Genomic DNA, 18376 nt, shown 5'->3' with positions numbered 1-18376 from the left:
CCTTTCAAAACGTATATGAGCAATACACAGAATTGGTTTCTTCAAATAGCTTTAAATTCTCTATTTTTAAACAATCGAAAGTACCTATAGCAATTTTGAGTATAGCTTTACTTTTCATTACCATGTCATACTGAATAACCCGATCGTCCAAGCTTAAAATATCTTTCATAAACATTGCATGTAATTCGAATCTATTATCCTCATATCTAAAGCTAAGTATTTTCATTTTTAATCCCCCTAATTTTATTTCCTTAATTATACAGAGGATTTAGATAGAATGAAAAAAATACCGTAGCTTTAAGTTACACCCATCCTTCGTTCAGCACTTAATGGCAGCTTTCGCCTTTCAGATACATGTACAAATAGGAAAGCATAGTGGTATCCTATCCTCATTTACCATCGACTGAGTCACTACCCTTTTAAGTTTAACGTGTGTTAGCGCATTCCACGACAGTCTTATCCTTAAAAATGGCATCACTAAAGACAACACATTGATCCAGGAGTATAGACTGATTCTATTTAGTTAGGTGAGGTAAACTTTACTTGCCTCGTAAAATGCACGACCTATTGAATACAAACTAAATTAAGTTAGAATGGGCTGGTATCACAGAGCATACCAACCCATCAGATTAGATAGTGCGCCAACACTTTTCTAATCAGCTAGAAATGACGATCATGAGCAGTAGGAATAGCCCTAATGTGCTCATGATTGTTACAAATAGTAACTCATCTATTAACCTTACATCTAAAAAGAAATTGAATACAATATTATTGAATTCATTGATGATGTAAAGAATGAATTCAATCAAATAAATAAAAAATTAGATAGACAATAGCCACTCACATTGATGTGTAGATGGTTTTTTCATGCGTAAATATGCCCTTTTCAAGATGTAAGAAATTAGTAACACATCGAATTAAACAAAGACAAACAGCATGTGATTTAAAGCCCATTTATTCTAATTTATGTAAAATTAATTCCTTTCTGTGATATCCTCACTATTGAAAAATGATTAGAAAGGAAGTATTCCAATGAAAAAGTTTTTTGTTAAGATGTTGCTAGTTCTCATATCAGCAGCAGTTTTCATTCCCACAACAGCTACGTATGCAGCAGAAAAGATCGAACAGAAAGAAGATTTGGCAGTAACTTTCAATCCTACTGAGCTACAAAAACAACTTGCTTTAAGAGATTTACCATTAGAAAAACAAGAAGCCTTGCTTCAAGCATTTAAAGCTATTGAGAATGCTAACAATGATCCACTTGCTACTACAAATGGCCCTAAGGGTGCGGCTATTAAGGCAGCAATCAAAGTAATTAAAGGCTTAGTGAATAACGACTGGGCAAAATGGGTTTTACAGCAACGTTTTGGAAAGGAAGCTGTAAATGGTACTGTCAAAAATGCAAACAAGATCATTAAAGAATTAGAAAAAATTATTGATACTCCAAAAAATGCAGCTGGTAGGGCTCGAAAGGTTGTTTCTGCAGAGCTTAAAAAACATATAGACTCAGGTGTAGCTGATACAATCGGACTTGTTGTTGAATACATCGTTCTCACTGCTGATTTACTTATACTTTAGATAAAAGGATGGTGACTATATATGTCACAAAATCAATTCATTCAGTTCCAAAAAGCCAATGGTTTAGACGATGAAGACGTTCAATTCCTCATCACTCTCTCAGGAGCATTTTGCACCTGTGAAGAAGAAAACAAAAAGGCATATGATATAACAAGGACAGCGTTCATTAGACACTTCGGTGAAGAATTAAACCTTTCAGATATTGAAGGAAACACTAGAGAAGAATATGAAAAGATCATTGATCAATTTCTAAGCAAGAAGGATAAAAAAATCAATGTAGATGAACTTTTACAATCTTTTTATGCTGCGGATATGATGGATGGATTAAAAAAGAAATTCAATTAGAGGCCTTCATTTGAAGGTCTTTTTTATTGCCATCAATTACATATAGGCACCTCTCTTTAGAAATACTTGAACATAAAGGTGTTTATAGTGAATGAAAGAAAAAAGAAATTGGAACAGATTGAAGATTACAAAGTAGTTATTGATGATATTGGCCAAAAAGACAAATTAATTAATCTTGTTAATGAGGAAGATAAAAATTTCAACGAATACATTATAAAGTATAGATTATTATAGGCGATTCAAATGATTATTTTAGAAGGTAAGCAAAAGTTAGACGAAGCTGAGATCGTGAGATGTTGTTGTTAAGGGTAATACTACTGGAAAAAAGATCGCTCGATTTAAGACTGGTGGATCAGTTGGTAAAGTCCCAGCTCAAGGAGCATTAGCTGTAGTAGATACAAAAGCCACTCTCGATTATCTCAAGAATGGCTCTGTATCAACGTCTTTTTATATGATTCCGACTGGGCTCGAACCAGCGACCTCTACCCTGTCAAGGTAGCGCTCTCCCAGCTGAGCTACGGAATCGGGTTATGTATCAGTTCTGGGCTTTCTGTTACTGACAGTCTCTATTATATAACCATCATGATCAGTCGTCAATGGTTTTGTTCAAAAAAGGCAAAAAGCCGGTATCTGCACCGGCTTTTCACTAACTTTTATGATTGGTTCACAAGGACGGGCTTTAGTTGATCTAGTGCTTGTTTGAAGTCCCTTTTGAGATCTTCTCCGTTTTCTACGCCCACACTTAATCGAAGTAAACCATCCGTAATGCCTCTTTTTTCTCTTTCTTCTTTTGGCATAGCGGCATGGGACATTTTGGCCGGATAGGAAAGAATGGATTCGACTGCTCCGAGGCTGACGGCGAATACAGGTAATGTGACGCCATCGACCAATTCTTTGACAGCCGCTTGGTTTTCTAGTTCAAATGAAAGAACAGCACCTGCACCGCTCGCCTGTTTCCGCTGAATGTCTGCCCCTGGGTGATCATCTAATCCCGGGTAATATACTTTTTTGACCGCAGGATGTTCTTTGAGGAATGAAGCCAGTTCTAATGCGGTTTGACTGGCTTTTTCTAATCTGACTTGAAGGGTCTTTAATCCTCTCAGCACAAGCCAGCAATCCTGTACGCCAAGTACCGCCCCGAAGGAGTTTTGCAGCGAATAAAGTTCGTCTCCTAGCTTCTCATCTTTCACCACGGCTAAGCCTGACAGTACATCACTGTGGCCGCTTAAAAATTTCGTTGCGCTGTGCAGCACAACGTCAACACCTAGGTCCAGCGGACGCTGAAGCGCAGGCGTTAAAAACGTATTATCTAAGAAAGTCAGACAGTCATGTTCTTTCGCAATCTGTACGACACCTTCAATATCTGTAATACCGAGTGTAGGATTTGACGGTGTTTCCATGTAAATGACTTTTGTATTTGATTGAATGCCTTGTTTCACTTCATTCAAATTGGTCATGTCCACAAAGGTATGCTCAATCCCAAATCTTGAAAGAACTTGGGTGATCATTCGGAAAGTCCCGCCGTACACATCTCTTGTGACAAGGACATGATCTCCTTTTGATAATAGAAGAAAAGCGGTTGAAATGGCTGCCATACCTGACGCAAAGGCAAGCCCTCTCGTTCCTCCTTCTAGCGCTGCAATGGTATCCTCTAATGCCTGACGTGTAGGGGTGCCTGATCGGGAGTAGTCATATTGACCAAAGTCATCGAAGCTGCTTTGGTGAAACGTCGATGCATGTTGAATCGGCACACTGACTGCACCTGTGGAACGGTCTGTTTTAAACGCATTATGAACGAGTTGTGTTTCTAGTGTCCAATCATGTGTGGTCATTTCGTGTGTACCTCCTCTTTCACATTTGATAGTGCCTGTTTTAAGTCTGCTTTTAGGTCCTCCACATGCTCAATCCCAACAGAGAAACGGAGAAGCTTATTACACACACCGTTTGCGATGCGAATCTCTTCTGGAATATCCATGTGCGTTTGCGTTGCAGGATACGTAATGAAGCTTTCGACTCCGCCAAGGCTTTCAGCAAAACAAATCGTTTTCAGCTGCTTCAAAAATGGATTGACCCAGTCCTCTTTGGCTACTCGGAATGACAGCATGCCTCCCTTTCCTGGGTAAAGGACATCTTGAATTTCCGGCTGCTGCTTTAGAAAGTCAGCTAATTCCTTCGCATTTGCTTCGTGCTGGCGCATTCTCAGCGCCAATGTTTTCATTCCTCTCATTAAAAGCCATGAGTCAAATGGAGATAAAACCGCCCCAATGGCGTTTTGATGCTGGAACATGTCTTCCGATAGCTTCTCTCCTTTTGTGACGACAAGTCCAGCAAGAACATCGTTATGTCCGCCTAAATATTTGGTTGCACTATGAATGACAATGTCCGCTCCGAGTGTAATCGGTTTTTGCAAGACGGGCGTATAAAAGGTGTTATCCACAATGACCAATGCACCATACTCTTTAGCGATTTTCGCAACCTTTTGAATATCCGCTTCCTGCATGAGTGGATTTGTTGGCGTTTCAATAAAAACGGCTTTTGTATTTGGCGTCATTTTAGAGCGTAAACAGTCTTCATCTGAAAAATCATCATAAACAAAGCGCAGTCCGTACTTTTTCCATTCGTTTTCAAATAGACGGTATGTACCGCCATATAAATCTGATGAAACAATGAGTTCATCCCCGCTCTCAAACAACGCCATGATCGTTTGGATGGCAGCCATTCCCGAACTGAAGGCAAAACCGGCCGTTCCTTCTTCGAGTGAAGCAATCGCATCTTCTACAAGCTGCCTTGTTGGGTTTTTCGTCCGAATATAATCAAATCCTGTTGATTCCCCAATACCTCTATGTCTGTAAGCTGTTGAAAGATAAACGGGAGGACTGACAGTACCAGTCACCTCTTCGCTGCGGTTTCCAATTTGCGCTAACTTCGTTTCCACATGTTCTGTCATTTGACACCATCCTAAGTAAAAATCTAATTTCAAAACAGAAAAACCCCTTCTTCATAAGAAGAAGGGGTTTAATCGCTTCCTCTTATCTTCCAAGCAAAAAAGCTGCTTGCTGGATTTAGCACCTTGGTACATCACATGAAGTGATGCATACCGGTTGCTGAGGTTTCAAAGGGCCAGTCCCTCCACCTCTCACGATAAGAATGTGTTGTCTGTCTGTTCTAATTCTTAATACTGTAACGCATTAAACCTCATTTTTCAAGGGGAAATGTAACGATTAATTAAAATTTTCTGTATTTTGCAGCAGATTGGATGTCAGCCAATTTGATTGCATGTTAGCATATAGGAACAACGCTGTTTTTCATGTTACAATGAATGGAAACGTTTCACTTATGATGAATTTGGTTAGCTGGAGGAATGGATTATGGTGAAGAAAACAGGCATCATTCAAGAAGAAACCTTACAGTCAAAAGAACTTGGGGCAGATATGACCATTTTGATTTATTTGCCAGTCAATTACTCCCCCCTTTATACATATCATGTCATCATTGCACAAGATGGTCATGATTATTTCCGCTTAGGTAAAATAGGCAGACAAGCGGAAGAATTAATGCAAAACAAAGAAATGGAACGCTCGATTATCATTGGTGTCCCATATGAAAATGTGACTGAAAGGCGAAATACGTATCATCCAGACGGACCAAAGTTCGAGGCGTATAAACGCTTTTTGGCAAATGAACTCGTTCCGTATATTGATGAACACTATCCAACGTATCAAGTTGGATCAGGTCGTACATTTATTGGTGATTCATTAGGTGCTACGATCTCACTTATGACAGCCATTGATTATCCTTCGTTATTTGGCGGACTGATTTTGCAGTCTCCTTACGTGGATGAGTCGGTTCTGCAAGCAGTCAAACAGTCATCATCCCTTGCTCATTATGCCATTATCCATCAAATCGGGTTAGAAGAAACAGCTGTGAAAACGACAGATGGGCAAGTGCTAGACTTTATTCAGCCGAACGAAGAATTAAAGGTCCTTTTGGAGAAGTCCGGTGCGGATTATTTATTTGAGACATTCGAAGGCGATCATAAATGGACGTTTTGGCAACCGCTCATTTCACCTTCGTTAAAAAGAATGCTCCCATATTCGTTAATCAACTGAATTTTGTTATAATAAAAAATAATAAATACTTTCTTAATCAGGAGGGAACATGATGAAATACGGAGTTGTTTTATTTCCATCAAAAAAATTGCAAGACATTGCGAACTCTTATCGGAAACGTTATGATCCGAACTATGCACTCATACCACCTCATTTAACATTAAGAACACCTTTTGAATTAACGGATCTAGAAGCAGCTGAGGTCGTCTCCACCTTGCGAGAGTACGCAAAAAATGCTTCTCCTATTACGTTACGTATTAAAAAATTCAGTTCATTCGCTCCTGTAAACAACGTGATTTATATGAAAGTAGAACCGAACGAAGAATTAATGGCTCTCAATGAGAAGTTGTACACTGATCCGCTTGCTGGTACACCTGAATATGCGTTTGTTCCGCATGTGACAGTGGCTCAAAAGTTATCAGACGATGAGCATTCAGACGTTCTAGGCACATTGAAGCTGAGAAAAATTGACCACGAGGAAACGGTTGACCGCTTCCACCTTTTATATCAATTAGAGAACGGTTCTTGGACCGTTTATGAAACATTTATCTTAGGAGAAGAGGGTTAAAGACATTTGAATACAGTCATCGTAAAAGAACAAACACAACGAGAAGATGCTTATTATGTTCGAAAAGAAGTTTTCGTAAAAGAACAAGAAGTCCCGTTAGAGATCGAAATTGATGAACTTGAGGACGAAGCCATTCACTTTGTCATTTATAATGATGACAACAAACCACAAGCTGCTGCTAGACTGCGCATAATTGAAGGTCATAAGGCAAAGCTTGAACGAATTTGTGTATTAAAAGAGGCGCGCTCTTTCGGTCTTGGCCACCAGCTTTTAGAAGCACTTGAGTCTGAAGCGATGGCAAACGGGGCGAAAGAAGCTGTCATGCATGCACAAGTCCAAGCTCTTCCCTTCTACGAAAAGAAAGGCTACAAAGCCGTTTCAGAACCGTTTGAAGAAGCAGGGATTACACATGTCAAAATGACAAAAACACTATCCGTTTAACGAAAATAAAAAGCCAGGGCATCATGGATGCTCTGGCTTTTTATTGATTCCATCTCGTTCGCTCAGGAAGAAAGCGCAGTCATTTAGACGTAAGTATTGATATGAACGCCCTTGCCTTCTTCCATAAACATATCTCGTACAAAGCGTTCCCGCTTTTTTTGCTGTACTTTCGTTTCCGCTTCTGTCACTAAGTCCTCTTTTTTCTCCAGCTCTCTGTATACCTTGTCATGAAAGGTGCGGGTGACCTTCGTCACTTTCGCATAGTCTTCTTTATCCTGAGGAGCAGGACGATTGATATATTGAAAATACAGATCCGGCTGAATCGGGGCTATATATCCCATCAAGAACGCCTCCTTTGCTTCTCTTCTACTCTACTATTCCCTAATTATGACTGTTTGAAACACGCCTCATTTGATATGATTAGATGTGTTTCTTTTTAACATTGATTGACTATTGGAGGACTAGCTTTGAAATGCGCACGACGACATGATCGAACGATCTCACTACATACATATTCGAGAGAACACTATCAATTCCTCCATGATGAGGGGAAAAAAGGGCATTTATCTTGCCCATATTGCGGACAACCCGTCTTTTTTAGATTAAATATACATGAAGAACCTGCCTTTATCCATAAGCAAATATCTCAGCAAGAGATTTGCGAAAAAAGAGAACAACAAGAGGAAAAGAAACCGGCTGAACGAGAGGTACATGCATCCTACAAAGAACTTGGCGGCTTTCGCTTTCCAACCGGCAAACAGATCATCTCACAAACAGAAGAATCGGATGACTGGCAGGAACCACGGTCCATTCAATTTGGCGAAACCTTTCATTTAGAAAAGAATGAAGAAGTGCATACCATTGACCTCTTTCCACACATCACCTTTAGCGCACCGCAGCTTCAAGCTGTCACACACAAAGACGGTCCGATGCTTGTGCTGGCTGGCGCCGGCAGCGGTAAAACAAGGGTACTGACAGCAAGAGCTGCTTATCTGATGTCGCACCATCAAATCCCTGCTCACCATATCCTGCTCGTGACCTTCACCACAAAAGCAAGCAGTGAAATGAAAGAAAGATTGCGTATGCAGTATCAGCTTCATCCATCACAGGCGAGCCAAGTTGTGACAGGCACATTCCACAGTCTATTTTATAAAATGCTGCTTCACGATGATCGGGGCAAATGGAACGGACAGCATTTGATTAAATTCGACTGGCAAAAAGAGCAGTATATTCGAAAAGCAATCATGCATGAAGGACTTGATGAAAAAGACTATCCAACCGATCAAGTGCTGCAATCAATCGGCTATTGGAAAAATGCTTTTTTGCCAGACGAACTTCCTGAGCTGAAAGATGAAAAAGAAAAGCAAATGTGGACAATCTATCAGTCATACGAACAGCAAAAGCGTGAAAATCAACAATTTGACTTTGATGACATGGCGATTGCCTGCTTACACATGCTGACTAAGCAGCCTGAATTGCTCAAACAATATCAAGAACGATTCAAGTATATTTTAGTAGATGAATTTCAAGATATTAATCCCGTACAATATCAATTAATCCAGCTTTTAGCTGGAGAATCCGAGCAGCTATTTTGTGTAGGCGATGATGATCAAGCCATCTATGCATTTAGAGGAAGCAATCCTGCTTTTATTCTTGACTTCAAACAGGACTATCCTTCGGCCGAGATCGTCCATTTACATGCAAATTACCGCTCTCATCATACGATTGTCGCAAGTGCAGACGCCATTATTAAGAAGAACCAGCATCGTTACGAGAAAACGTTAAAAGCCGTTCGCGTGGAGAAAATTCCGCCGACTCTTTTTTATCCATATGACGAGGAAGAGGAAGCGACCATGATCGTAGCAGATATTCAGGAGAAAATTAAAAACGGTGCAAAACCGAATGACTTTTGCGTGCTGTTTAGAACGAATACAGGAGGCCGTGCGATTTATGAACGTCTTCATCAATCGGCGATTCCGTATCAAACCGATGCTGGCGTAAAAGCCTTTTATAGCAGAAGAATTGTTCGGGTGCTGCTCGCTTTTCTTTCGCTCAGTCAGGATGCAGATGATGTCGCCGCAATGAAGCTGCTGCTGCCCGTTTTCTTTTTAAAGCAGCAAACACTGAATACCCTGAAGGCACTGACCATTACGGAAGATTGTTCTATGGTAGAGGCACTTGGAAAGCTAACAGACATTCAGCCGTTTCAGCGCAAAAAACTGCAATCGATCGTTCCCCTGTTTCGAACGTTAAAATCGTTAAAGCCATCTGAAGCTGTAGCGTTTATTGAACAAAGGATGGGACTTGGTGATTATTTAAAAAAACGTGTGAATGATACGAATGTGCTTGAAAAAGGAACAGATGATGTACGAGATGTGAAAACAGCGGCGAAACGTTTTGAAACAATTGAAGCCTTCCTCGCTCATGCCGAACATATGAAATCTGCTGAAAAGGAAAAATCAGATGAACCAGGCGTTCAGCTCATGACGATCCACCGTGCGAAGGGACTAGAATTCCAAACAGTGTACATCACGAGCGTGGTTGATGGGGCGCTCCCTCATGACTTTGCACTTGATGAGCTGAGAAGCGGTGATGAAGAAGCCATCGAAGAGGAGCGGCGCTTATTATACGTTGCCATGACGAGAGCAGAACAATCCCTTTATCTATCCGTTCCATCATATAGAAGAGGAAAAACGGCTCACCGCTCCCGCTTTTTGTACCCTCTTTTAAAGAAAAATCGTGAATTATTCACACAAAAACAACAGGCCCCCCTTTAAATGGAGAGCCTGTTGTTTATTTTTTGTTGTTCATCATTTTAGCGATTGTATTAAAATCAAGCTTTTCTTTTCCACTTGTAATCGATTGAACGATTTTGTCTTCCATTTCTTTAGGTACACGTTTGTTTGCAAGCTGCGCCACTTTTTTAATGACACCTCGAACGGTATTCTCATCTTTAAAGTTCGCGTTTTGCAAAGAACCTGCAAGCTTAAAGACATCATTCATATTTACACCTGTTTTATTTTCCACACTTTTAAAGAACTTATTATCCATTCCTTTGCCTCCTCTTTGTGGAGTAATCACCTTACTATATGAAAATAGGCGAGATATGTGCCTATCCTGCTGCCTTGTTAGCAAAGAGAAAGGAAAGCAAAAGGCTTCCCTATTGCTTCCCTCACCTTCTTACTGTTTAGTTAAAGAAAGAAGCACCAACGATGATTAGAAGGATGAAAAGCACGACGACAAGAACAAAAGTTGAACCATAACCGCCGCCGTAGCCGCCACCATAACCTCCGCAATAACCGCCACCGTAACCGTAACAACTCATATTTAAGCACCTCCTCTTCTCCCTTACAAAATATGAAAAATACATGAAATGGTTTGGACGATCACATAAAAAAGTGCGGAATTTTTATTTCTGCTGTTTAAAGACGTAATCTGCCTCTCCATGACGGATCATGAATGCTTCTGTTTCTTTCGCAAAAGTATCCATTTTCTCGCCAAATGCTTTTAAGTGCTCTTCAAGATCCTTCGCTTTATTCGCTAGATCCATTTCAGCTTTTTCGTGCGCTTGCTCTTTCCCATCATGGGGTTTAGTGAACAAGGAACCGATTAATTGTTCGAATGCATCCATTCTGGTCACCCCTTCTCTCTTACATATGCATCACCCAAAAAAAGGGCAACAAAAAACCGGATAAATCCGGCTTTTGTTTTTCCCTATTGAGGTTTCTTTTTCTTCCCGCAGCCGCAGCCAGTCTTCTTGATTTTCTTCGTATATACAGATTGTTGATTTGACTGCGCTGGATACCCTTGAAGCATATGTGACGGTGTTTCAGTTGGTTTCATCGCAACCCTTCCTTTCCTATTCCATGTTAGTATATGCATTTTCTTTAAGCGTGTCTGATCAGAATGCCTGTTTATTTCACAAGCTTTGACACGACTGCTTCAATCAAGCCTGCTGCGGCGGCAATCGCTAATAGTAAATTAAGCCACATGCTGATGACAGGAAAAAATATGTATATCGCAAGTAAAGCAGCAGTGCACCACATACCCGTACACCAATAACAGCTTAACAGCTCTCCTATCCAAGATCGCAGTCCCTTCCCCTTAATGACGATATAGGTCTCGACTTCACCTTGTTCGTTTACCTCTTCTTGCTCTTCATGAAATAGACGGCGAAAGGGGGCTGTAATCGTATCAAACACGATCAATCTCGTCAGCCTAAAGGATGCGAGGGCAAATATAGCAAATGACAAAGCGCCGCTCATGGAACCTCCACCTCCTTCATTCTTCTTTTTCCGTCCTTTCTTTATATATGCAAAAAGAAAGACCGCCATGATGAATCGGGTGTAAATAAAATTGGGTTGTACTTTTTCATGCTTTCCGATTCCACCTTGAGCCTCTGCTGCATTAAATAATGTATAGATAAGAAAGGAGTGAAAGTATTGTCTATTGAAGAAAGTGCTGATTTATTATACACACAACTGTTAAACGAATTAATCAGCAATTATGATGATTTCATCGAGATCAAGGATTCCGAAAATGTCACGATTCATAAAACAGATGTAACAGCCGCACTCTCCCTTCAAGCGACCGTAACGACAATCATTACTCTTTTAATTCAAATTCTTGTACCAGATGATGAATTGGCTGCAGACATCACAGAACAGCTTTTAGCTGCACAACAAGTGACAGTTCAAAAGAAAACAGTGATTCAAATCATCAATTGTTATAACGTCACGATTACATTATCTGATGCATCCATTATGAACTCCGTCCAAATTCTCACTCAAACACTGAATGTACTTTTAGTTGAAGCCGGCATTCTTTGACCCTTTCTTTTTCTAACATCACGTATGAAAGAGGTGAAATAATCGTGGCTGAAGAGAACGAAAAAAAGGAGTTTCAAATCAACACTGATGTTGATCCATTAACAAGCCTTCTTGTGAGTGATATTTTAAACAAAAATAATGTCACAGATGATCAGAAAGCAAACCTTTCAGAAGATCAAAGAAGAATGATTTTGAAGCTGGTTCAGGATTTACAAAAGAAAGCAGATGATTTCGTACAGCAGCAGCAAGAGAAAAAGCGTCAGGCAGAGGCAGCAAAACATGCAGAAGAGGTCGAGCCTGAACCACAAGTGCGCCCTAAACGAAATTCACTTCGAGAACGTATCCAGCAGCGCCGTCAAGCGCAGCAAAATAACGATTAAATAAAAATGGGTTGCCTGCTAGGATAAATGCCCGAGACAAAACCAATCATTCCAGCATTTAATAAAGTAAACGGAAGGAGGAAAAGAAATGGATTCTAAACCATACTCTTGGGTCGCTCTAGATCGCAACTGTACACACCACGGCGATTACCATCATAACTACGAAAGAAAAGCAGTTTGTGACGGCCACTATTATGATGATGAAGATGTTTTACAAGACTTTGATCAAGTGAGTGTCACAAAGCAGACATCTGAGGAAGTCATTATCGTTAGAGATTCTTGTGACATTAACGTCTCTTCTGTTGATGCACAGGTTGCAGCATCTATCCAAGCAGCTGTTCAAACAGCGATCATCACCATTACAAACATCTCAATCGCTGATGGTGACCTAGCTGACCGCGTCACGCAAGATCTATTGCAAGCAGCTAGCCACAAACAAACAAATCGCCAGAAACTTGTCATCGAAAACTCTAGAAACGTTACAGTCTCTACAATCGATGCGGACATCTCTATTGCCATCCAAACGCTTACACAGACACTTGTTGCGACGATCGTTGCAATTGGTATCCTCTAATGTACAAAAGCAGAGCGAAAAGCTCTGCTTTTCCTTTTTCTAAAAATACAACAAAGATAAATAGTCATTTACCCACACCAACTAGAGGGCGCATACATATGTTGTTAAGGACTAAAGTCAAATACCTTGTTAAAGGAGCTGAAATCCATGAGCTGCGGAAAACACCATGGCCGACATGATGAAAACTGTGTATGCGATGCGGTTGATAAGATTTTAGCAGAGCAGGAAGCTGTAGAAGATAAATGTCCTACGAGCTGCTACAGTAATTTATTAAGCCCGACAGTTTCTGGAAAAGATACGATTCCGTTTTTACTTTTTGATAAAAAGGGCGGATTGTTCTCTACTTTCGGAAACATTGGAGGATTTGTTGACGATTGCCAATGCTTCGAATCCATTTTCTTCCGGGTTGAAAAATTGCATGACTGCTGTGCCACATTATCTGTATTAAGACCTGTTGATGTACACGGACATACGCTAAGCGTTTGTCACCCTTGCGATCCTGACTTCTTTGGTTTAGAAAAAGCGGACTTTTGTATCGAAGTTGATTTGAACTGTTTCTGCGCGATCCAATGTTTAAATCCAGAACTTGTCGACAGAGTCATGCCGGCAAAAGATAAAAAGCATCATCACCACGGCTAAACCAATCGCCCGCTCATCTATCTTGTCATAAGTCAAAGCATCCCCTTCCTCACGAATGACAACCAATCATGCGGAGCAGTCAGCAAAAGGCGGCCGCTTCCGCATTGATTGACATTAGATGCATCAACCGGCGAGACACGTAATAAAGCTTATAGATGATGATGACAGTGCTCAAACACTCAAACAAATTTCCTTGTATAGGAGGGTTGAATATGAGCCGCAAACATTCATGGAACTGTGTAGCAGAGGCTGTTGAAAACATAAACGACTTACAAAATGCCGTCGAAGAGGATTGCCCGACCAGCTGTTACAGCAATCTCCTTTCTCCATCACATTCATTAGGTGACACTGTCCCGTTTGTTCTATTTACCTCAAAATCAAAACCATTCGTCGCATTCGGAAACGTCGGAGAAGTAGATGCTGGCCCTTGCTTCAGCACTGCATTTTTCAGAGTCGAACACATCTCTGATCACTGCGCAACACTCAGCTTGCTTATTGCATTTGACAAAGATCGTCATATTTTAGATTTTACAGATAAAGATTCCGTATGTGATGTGTTCCGTTTAGAAAAATCAAAATATTGCATTGAAGTAGACCTTGACTGCTTCTGCGCAATCGAGTGCTTAAATCCAAGACTCATCAACCGTAGCTGCTAACAAAAAAAGTCCCGTTATGGGACTTTTTTTATGTTCATTAAAAACCAAGTGGATGAATAGAAGAAATATCATCAATCGCTAATTCCACTGGATTACCGCCGCCTGCTGTGCGGATGACGACCATATTGTCTTTTCTCTCCATGATGATCCCTCTATATGTTTTTCCATCGGCTTCAATGAGGCAAAGCGCTCTTGGCATATTATGCGGCAGACTTGTAAGAAAATCGACTTTCTCCTCGATATTCATTTGGCTTAACGGCTTCTTCACTCGTTTTCTTCTTGGTTCTTCTTTTGTTTCATGAAATACGCCTTCTGGTTGTTTTTCTTGTTCTTGTACTGGCTCTCGATTTTGTGAATCATCTTTTTCTTGATTGATCTCCTGCTCTTGCTGTAGCGCAGGCGGCTCTTCTTTTTTCTGCTTTACTTCCTGTGATACAGGTTCTTGCACGCTCTCTTCGATTGCATCCTCTTTGGCGCTTTTTTTGGTTTCTGAAGGTTTTTCTGACTTCTTGCGCTTTCTCACAATATTTTGCATGGCCGGCGCTGATTCATCATAGCTCGGCTGAACAATATACATAAGCGGCTTTTGATTCTCATCACCTTTATTTGACATACTAATCCCTCCCGAATGATTCATTCCTTATATATATGAGAGGACACCCCAAATCAGAAGAAAAATAAAAAACAGCATACCAGTGATTGGTATGCTGCAAATCAATTATTCGTTTAGCGGGCAATGATATGGAAGCCAGAATCAACATGAAGATTCTCACCTGTCATGCCGCGGGATAAATCACTGAATAAGAATAGTGCTGTATCGCCAACTTCTTCAGGAGTCGTTGTACGGCGAAGCGGTGCACGCTCTTCAATATCCTTCAAGATTGTATTAAAGCCGCTGATTCCTTTTGCAGATAACGTACGAATTGGACCAGCAGAAATGCTGTTCACACGGATGCCTTCCGCTCCAAGATCAGCTGCTAAGTATTTCACACTTGCTTCAAGGGCTGCTTTTGCTACACCCATGACATTGTAGTTAGAGACAACGCGCTCTCCGCCTAGGTAAGTAAGTGTGACAATGCTTCCGCCTTCTGTCATGAGCGGACGTGCTGCTTTTGCTACAGCTGTTAGTGAATAGGCACTAATGTTGTGCGCTAAAAGGAAACCTTCACGGTTCGTGTTCAAATATTCACCGACCAGCTCTTCTTTGTTCGCAAATGCAATCGCATGTGCAACACCATGGATGACTTGTACTTTTTCTTTAATCGTTGCAAAACATTTTTCGATTTCTTCATCACTTGTCACATCACAAGGAAGAATAATGGAATCATCACGCTCTAGCGTGCTTGCTAGCTCTTTCACTGATTCTGCCAGACGATCTCCAACATAAGTAAAAATCAAACGAGCTCCTGCTTCGTGAAGTGAACGAGCGATTCCCCAAGCGATGCTTCGTTTATTGGCAACACCCATCACCACAATATTACGGCCTTCTAAAGAAAAGTTCATATGTATTAAAGCCTCCTATTTTTTCAAGACATAGTATTAGTACCTGATCATAATCTTATCACAAATCATGAGATATTGACAATTTCCGTTGAAAGAAAGTTTTTATTTCAGAAAAAAGACTGCCCTCACAAGTGAAGACAGTCTTCTTTTTATGCTTTGACTCTGTTTTGCTGATAAGCAAAGTGGTTAGTCGGTCCGTGCCCAGCACCAATATTCAGAGGAAATTTGATCGCCTCATGGACAAAGGTTTCTGCCGTTTCAAAGGCTTCCTTCATGGAACGACCTTTTGCTATTTCTGCCGTTAATGCCGCTGCAAATGTACAGCCTGTTCCGTGTGTATGTGGTGTATCAATATGTTCGTTCGTGAGTTCAAAAAAGCTTTTTCCATCGTACAAAAGGTCTGTAATGAGGCCGTCTGAAGGACTATGACCTCCTTTGATCACAACATAGGACGTGCCAAGCTCATAAAGTCGTTCTGCTGCTCTATGGCGATCGTCTTTTGTCTGAATGCGCATGCCTATCAGCACTTCTGCCTCAGGGAGATTCGGTGTGACTGCATAACTGACAGGCAGTAACTGTGTTTTCATAGCAGAGACCGCATCTTCATTTAATAAAGAAGCGCCGCCTTTGGCAATCATGACTGGATCGACAATTAGTTTCAAGTCATATTGCTTCGTCTTTTCAGCAACGACACTGATCATGTCGGCACTCCACAGCATCCCTGTTTTAGCGGCATCTGGCAACAAGTCTTCTGCTACTGCATCAATTTGACTTTCGAGCGCCTCGATAGACAGAGGATAAATACCGTGAACGCCAAGTGTGTTTTGCGCTGTAATGGCCGTAATGGCGGACATTCCGTACACACCAAGCTCCTGAAAGGTTTTCAAGTCTGCTTGAATACCTGCTCCACCACCAGAATCAGTACCTGCGATGGTTAATGCTTTTTTAATCGTCATGTCATCTCACCCTCTCATTAGCCAATCCATTGATGATAAATCGTTCTCGCTTTCGCAATATCATTTGTCCCATGTACAAGCGCTCTGCCATCTTTGAATAAAACAAGCTTGTACTCATCCTTCTGACACGAAAGCAAATAAGGATTTTCCAACACATCCATTCCTGCTTTCTTTAGCTGACGGGCTACTTCATGCAGCGCAGGGGGTGCCCCTAGTGCACTGCGAATTTGTACGGTATTTCGTCCACATAATACATCTGCTTTTGCTCTTTGATCATATGAGAGAAATGGATATGTCTTAAGACCGCAGCTTGGACATTTTTTCTTTTTTAAAGACGTAACGGATCGAATATCAGATCGCTCGTTTGTCCATAAATCAAACGATCTTAATACCGGTGTGATGTGGTGTCCTGTTAAAAGCTTCAGTGCATCCGCCACTTGATAGGCCGCAACCTGCTGCACTACTGGACTAATAATTCCTGCTGTATCACATGTCATGCCTTGTGCAGGCAAATGCTCAAGCAGGCAGTGTAAACATGGTGTTTCACCAGGAATCACTGTGAATTGAATACCATAGCTTGCTACACAGGCCCCGTAAAGGAACGGAATTTGATGTTTGACGGCCGCATCGTTCGCAATCATTCTCACCTCAAAATTATCCGCTGCATCCACGATGATGGATGCCCCGCTGACGTACTCATCAATATTTTGAGCGGTCACGTCAATGACGATGCCTCTCACATGAACGTCACTGTTCACCTGCTTGAGTCTTTTCTCAGCAGCCACAGCCTTTGGCAGCCGATCAAGAACATCTTGTTCTGTGTAAAGCTGCTGACGCTGCAGGTTGCTCCATTCAATATAATCTCTATCCAAAATGGTGACAGATCCTACGCCGGCACGGACGAGCATTTCAGCACTCGCTGTTCCAAGTGCCCCAGCCCCAATAATGACGGCATTTGAGGCATTTAGCCGTTTTTGTCCTTCTGTACCGATCGGCCTAAAAAGCTCTTGGCGTGAATAACGTGTGCTCAAAATGCTGGCATTCCTTCTTGCGGACTGCTGGCTGTTCCATAGTTTTTGAGTGGAATACGGCCTGCCTCGAAACCGAGTCTTCCAGATTCAATCGCCAGCTTCATCGCTTTAGCCATTTTCACAGGGTCCTTTGCGCCAGACACGGCTGTATTCAGTAATACAGCATCAGCGCCCAATTCCATCGCATAAGCAGCATCCTTCGGCGAACCTACACCCGCATCAATAATAACTGGCACCTTTGCCTGTTCGATAATAAACGATAGATTCAGAGGGTTTAAAAGCCCTTGACCTGAACCGATTGGAGAAGCACCTGGCATAATGGCATGAACACCAAGTTCTTCTAATTTCCTTGCCAGCACCACATCATCTGACGTATATGGCAACACGATAAAGCCTTCTTCTAATAGCATTTCAGATGCTTTTAACGTTTCGACTGGATCTGGCAGAAGAGATCTTAAACAGCCAATGACTTCTACTTTGATCATGTCACACAGTCCAGAAGCTTTCGCTAAACGAGCAATCCGCACCGCTTCTTCCGCTGTACTTGCCCCTGCAGTATTTGGCAGCAATGTATAGGCTGATAAATCAAGCTGCTCTAAAAAATTGGGCTGTGATGGTTCAAATATGTTCATTCTTCGCACAGCAAAGGTCAAAATTTCAGCTTCTGATACGTTGACCGCCTCTTTTTGAACTTCAAATGATGGATACTTTCCTGTCCCTAGTAATAGTCTTGATGTAAATGTTTTTCCGCCAATGCGCAGCATGGT

24 protein-coding genes, 1 tRNA gene and 1 riboswitch are annotated in these 18376 nt (G+C 41.3%); of the genes, 11 read left to right on the top strand and 14 right to left on the bottom strand.

Features of this window, described 5'->3' with window-relative positions:
- The first annotated feature begins 1032 nt into the window (after positions 1 to 1032).
- On the top strand, positions 1033 to 1578 hold the full coding sequence (locus NST15_RS05900) for a hypothetical protein (protein WP_035700361.1): 546 nt from the start codon (positions 1033 to 1035) through the stop codon (positions 1576 to 1578).
- A 21-nt stretch (positions 1579 to 1599) separates the two neighbouring features.
- Positions 1600 to 1923, top strand: a complete 324-nt coding sequence (locus NST15_RS05895; RefSeq protein ID WP_045035237.1) for a hypothetical protein — start codon at positions 1600 to 1602, stop codon at positions 1921 to 1923.
- 452 nt (positions 1924 to 2375) lie between these two features.
- Here the strand turns inward: NST15_RS05895 and NST15_RS05890 are convergent.
- From NST15_RS05890 to NST15_RS05880, 3 genes are all read right to left on the bottom strand, one after another.
- Positions 2376 to 2448, bottom strand: a tRNA-Val gene (locus NST15_RS05890).
- Positions 2449 to 2576: 128 nt separating this feature from the next.
- Positions 2577 to 3755, bottom strand: coding sequence for a cystathionine beta-lyase (gene metC, locus NST15_RS05885; RefSeq protein ID WP_017367031.1), 1179 nt, complete (start codon positions 3753 to 3755; stop codon positions 2577 to 2579).
- Positions 3752 to 4870 carry a methionine biosynthesis PLP-dependent protein gene (locus tag NST15_RS05880; protein ID WP_342498933.1) on the bottom strand — a complete coding sequence of 373 codons (1119 nt, stop codon included), beginning with the start codon at positions 4868 to 4870 and terminating at the stop codon, positions 3752 to 3754. The genes metC and NST15_RS05880 overlap by 4 nt, the downstream gene beginning before the upstream one ends.
- Before the next feature lie 79 nt (positions 4871 to 4949).
- A riboswitch (SAM riboswitch) is annotated at positions 4950 to 5071 on the bottom strand.
- A gap of 220 nt (positions 5072 to 5291) precedes the next feature.
- On the opposite strand from NST15_RS05880, the gene NST15_RS05875 reads away from it, so the two are divergent.
- From NST15_RS05875 to NST15_RS05865, 3 genes are read left to right on the top strand one after another with little or no spacing between them, the layout of a single operon-like run.
- Complete coding sequence (locus NST15_RS05875; RefSeq protein ID WP_019743058.1) at positions 5292 to 6032, top strand: esterase family protein; 741 nt, start codon at positions 5292 to 5294, stop codon at positions 6030 to 6032.
- 52 nt (positions 6033 to 6084) lie between these two features.
- Positions 6085 to 6600 (top strand): YjcG family protein, encoded by a 516-nt coding sequence (locus tag NST15_RS05870; protein ID WP_017359656.1) that lies wholly within the window; start codon positions 6085 to 6087, stop codon positions 6598 to 6600.
- A gap of 6 nt (positions 6601 to 6606) precedes the next feature.
- Positions 6607 to 7041, top strand: coding sequence for a GNAT family N-acetyltransferase (locus NST15_RS05865; protein WP_008348412.1), 435 nt, complete (start codon positions 6607 to 6609; stop codon positions 7039 to 7041).
- Between the two features lie 83 nt (positions 7042 to 7124).
- Here NST15_RS05865 and NST15_RS05860 read toward each other — a convergent pair whose 3' ends face one another.
- On the bottom strand, positions 7125 to 7382 hold the full coding sequence (locus NST15_RS05860) for a hypothetical protein (protein ID WP_008348414.1): 258 nt from the start codon (positions 7380 to 7382) through the stop codon (positions 7125 to 7127).
- Positions 7383 to 7508: 126 nt separating this feature from the next.
- Here NST15_RS05860 and NST15_RS05855 point away from each other — a divergent pair, with 126 nt between their 5' ends.
- A complete protein-coding gene (locus NST15_RS05855) occupies positions 7509 to 9818 on the top strand; it encodes an ATP-dependent helicase (RefSeq protein WP_167403912.1) in 2310 nt (769 codons plus the stop codon).
- A 16-nt stretch (positions 9819 to 9834) separates the two neighbouring features.
- Here the strand turns inward: NST15_RS05855 and NST15_RS05850 are convergent, their stop codons facing one another.
- The 5 genes from NST15_RS05850 to NST15_RS05830 form a co-directional block, all read right to left on the bottom strand.
- Entirely contained in the window at positions 9835 to 10092 is a 258-nt protein-coding gene (locus NST15_RS05850) for a stage VI sporulation protein F (RefSeq protein ID WP_008348417.1), read from the bottom strand.
- Between the two features lie 136 nt (positions 10093 to 10228).
- Complete coding sequence (locus tag NST15_RS05845) at positions 10229 to 10366, bottom strand: YjcZ family sporulation protein (RefSeq protein ID WP_008348419.1); 138 nt, start codon at positions 10364 to 10366, stop codon at positions 10229 to 10231.
- A gap of 84 nt (positions 10367 to 10450) precedes the next feature.
- On the bottom strand, positions 10451 to 10672 hold the full coding sequence (locus tag NST15_RS05840) for a hypothetical protein (RefSeq protein ID WP_008348420.1): 222 nt from the start codon (positions 10670 to 10672) through the stop codon (positions 10451 to 10453).
- 83 nt (positions 10673 to 10755) lie between these two features.
- A complete protein-coding gene (locus NST15_RS05835; RefSeq protein ID WP_008348422.1) occupies positions 10756 to 10884 on the bottom strand; it encodes a hypothetical protein in 129 nt (42 codons plus the stop codon).
- A gap of 71 nt (positions 10885 to 10955) precedes the next feature.
- Positions 10956 to 11306, bottom strand: a complete 351-nt coding sequence (locus NST15_RS05830) for a DUF1360 domain-containing protein (RefSeq protein ID WP_019743061.1) — start codon at positions 11304 to 11306, stop codon at positions 10956 to 10958.
- Positions 11307 to 11483: 177 nt separating this feature from the next.
- On the opposite strand from NST15_RS05830, the gene NST15_RS05825 reads away from it, so the two are divergent.
- From NST15_RS05825 to NST15_RS05805, 5 genes are all read left to right on the top strand, one after another.
- On the top strand, positions 11484 to 11870 hold the full coding sequence (locus tag NST15_RS05825) for a spore coat protein (protein WP_007498962.1): 387 nt from the start codon (positions 11484 to 11486) through the stop codon (positions 11868 to 11870).
- A gap of 44 nt (positions 11871 to 11914) precedes the next feature.
- Positions 11915 to 12250, top strand: a complete 336-nt coding sequence (locus NST15_RS05820; protein WP_035392394.1) for a hypothetical protein — start codon at positions 11915 to 11917, stop codon at positions 12248 to 12250.
- An 88-nt stretch (positions 12251 to 12338) separates the two neighbouring features.
- Positions 12339 to 12824 carry a spore coat protein gene (locus NST15_RS05815; protein ID WP_008348431.1) on the top strand — a complete coding sequence of 162 codons (486 nt, stop codon included), beginning with the start codon at positions 12339 to 12341 and terminating at the stop codon, positions 12822 to 12824.
- 147 nt (positions 12825 to 12971) lie between these two features.
- A complete protein-coding gene (locus NST15_RS05810; protein ID WP_025207165.1) occupies positions 12972 to 13463 on the top strand; it encodes a CotY/CotZ family spore coat protein in 492 nt (163 codons plus the stop codon).
- Between the two features lie 212 nt (positions 13464 to 13675).
- Positions 13676 to 14119: a CotY/CotZ family spore coat protein gene (locus NST15_RS05805; RefSeq protein WP_008348434.1), complete on the top strand. Its 444-nt coding sequence runs from the start codon at positions 13676 to 13678 to the stop codon at positions 14117 to 14119.
- A 37-nt stretch (positions 14120 to 14156) separates the two neighbouring features.
- Here the strand turns inward: NST15_RS05805 and NST15_RS05800 are convergent, their stop codons facing one another.
- From NST15_RS05800 to NST15_RS05780, 5 genes are all read right to left on the bottom strand, one after another.
- On the bottom strand, positions 14157 to 14732 hold the full coding sequence (locus NST15_RS05800) for a CotO family spore coat protein (RefSeq protein WP_342498932.1): 576 nt from the start codon (positions 14730 to 14732) through the stop codon (positions 14157 to 14159).
- 113 nt (positions 14733 to 14845) lie between these two features.
- On the bottom strand, positions 14846 to 15622 hold the full coding sequence (gene fabI, locus NST15_RS05795) for an enoyl-ACP reductase FabI (RefSeq protein WP_003211867.1): 777 nt from the start codon (positions 15620 to 15622) through the stop codon (positions 14846 to 14848).
- Positions 15623 to 15771: 149 nt separating this feature from the next.
- Positions 15772 to 16578 (bottom strand): bifunctional hydroxymethylpyrimidine kinase/phosphomethylpyrimidine kinase, encoded by an 807-nt coding sequence (gene thiD, locus NST15_RS05790; protein ID WP_017359661.1) that lies wholly within the window; start codon positions 16576 to 16578, stop codon positions 15772 to 15774.
- A 17-nt stretch (positions 16579 to 16595) separates the two neighbouring features.
- Complete coding sequence (locus tag NST15_RS05785; RefSeq protein ID WP_025207162.1) at positions 16596 to 17609, bottom strand: thiazole biosynthesis adenylyltransferase ThiF; 1014 nt, start codon at positions 17607 to 17609, stop codon at positions 16596 to 16598.
- Entirely contained in the window at positions 17606 to 18373 is a 768-nt protein-coding gene (locus NST15_RS05780; RefSeq protein ID WP_342498931.1) for a thiazole synthase, read from the bottom strand. The genes NST15_RS05785 and NST15_RS05780 overlap by 4 nt, the downstream gene beginning before the upstream one ends.
- Positions 18374 to 18376 lie beyond the last annotated feature (3 nt).

The sequence above is a fragment of the Bacillus sp. FSL R5-0820 genome (assembly GCF_038593385.1).
In the GTDB taxonomy this organism is placed as follows: domain Bacteria; phylum Bacillota; class Bacilli; order Bacillales; family Bacillaceae; genus Bacillus; species Bacillus altitudinis.
Note: the sequence above shows the minus strand (reverse complement) of the source record. Positions and strands in the feature narration are given on the sequence as shown.

Excerpts from the sequence above, each read along its gene's own strand:
- NST15_RS05900 (WP_035700361.1), top strand. The coding sequence starts at position 1,033 with ATGAAAAAGTTTTTTGTTAAGATGTTGCTAGTTCTCATATCAGCAGCA.
- NST15_RS05895 (WP_045035237.1), top strand. The coding sequence starts at position 1,600 with ATGTCACAAAATCAATTCATTCAGTTCCAAAAAGCCAATGGTTTAGAC.
- metC (WP_017367031.1), bottom strand. The coding sequence starts at position 3,755 with ATGACCACACATGATTGGACACTAGAAACACAACTCGTTCATAATGCG.
- NST15_RS05880 (WP_342498933.1), bottom strand. The coding sequence starts at position 4,870 with ATGACAGAACATGTGGAAACGAAGTTAGCGCAAATTGGAAACCGCAGC.
- NST15_RS05875 (WP_019743058.1), top strand. The coding sequence starts at position 5,292 with ATGGTGAAGAAAACAGGCATCATTCAAGAAGAAACCTTACAGTCAAAA.
- NST15_RS05870 (WP_017359656.1), top strand. The coding sequence starts at position 6,085 with ATGAAATACGGAGTTGTTTTATTTCCATCAAAAAAATTGCAAGACATT.
- NST15_RS05860 (WP_008348414.1), bottom strand. The coding sequence starts at position 7,382 with ATGGGATATATAGCCCCGATTCAGCCGGATCTGTATTTTCAATATATC.
- NST15_RS05850 (WP_008348417.1), bottom strand. The coding sequence starts at position 10,092 with ATGGATAATAAGTTCTTTAAAAGTGTGGAAAATAAAACAGGTGTAAAT.
- NST15_RS05845 (WP_008348419.1), bottom strand. The coding sequence starts at position 10,366 with ATGAGTTGTTACGGTTACGGTGGCGGTTATTGCGGAGGTTATGGTGGC.
- NST15_RS05840 (WP_008348420.1), bottom strand. The coding sequence starts at position 10,672 with ATGGATGCATTCGAACAATTAATCGGTTCCTTGTTCACTAAACCCCAT.
- NST15_RS05835 (WP_008348422.1), bottom strand. The coding sequence starts at position 10,884 with ATGAAACCAACTGAAACACCGTCACATATGCTTCAAGGGTATCCAGCG.
- NST15_RS05830 (WP_019743061.1), bottom strand. The coding sequence starts at position 11,306 with ATGAGCGGCGCTTTGTCATTTGCTATATTTGCCCTCGCATCCTTTAGG.
- NST15_RS05815 (WP_008348431.1), top strand. The coding sequence starts at position 12,339 with ATGGATTCTAAACCATACTCTTGGGTCGCTCTAGATCGCAACTGTACA.
- NST15_RS05810 (WP_025207165.1), top strand. The coding sequence starts at position 12,972 with ATGAGCTGCGGAAAACACCATGGCCGACATGATGAAAACTGTGTATGC.
- NST15_RS05805 (WP_008348434.1), top strand. The coding sequence starts at position 13,676 with ATGAGCCGCAAACATTCATGGAACTGTGTAGCAGAGGCTGTTGAAAAC.
- NST15_RS05800 (WP_342498932.1), bottom strand. The coding sequence starts at position 14,732 with ATGTCAAATAAAGGTGATGAGAATCAAAAGCCGCTTATGTATATTGTT.
- fabI (WP_003211867.1), bottom strand. The coding sequence starts at position 15,622 with ATGAACTTTTCTTTAGAAGGCCGTAATATTGTGGTGATGGGTGTTGCC.
- thiD (WP_017359661.1), bottom strand. The coding sequence starts at position 16,578 with ATGACGATTAAAAAAGCATTAACCATCGCAGGTACTGATTCTGGTGGT.
- NST15_RS05780 (WP_342498931.1), bottom strand. The coding sequence starts at position 18,373 with ATGCTGCGCATTGGCGGAAAAACATTTACATCAAGACTATTACTAGGG.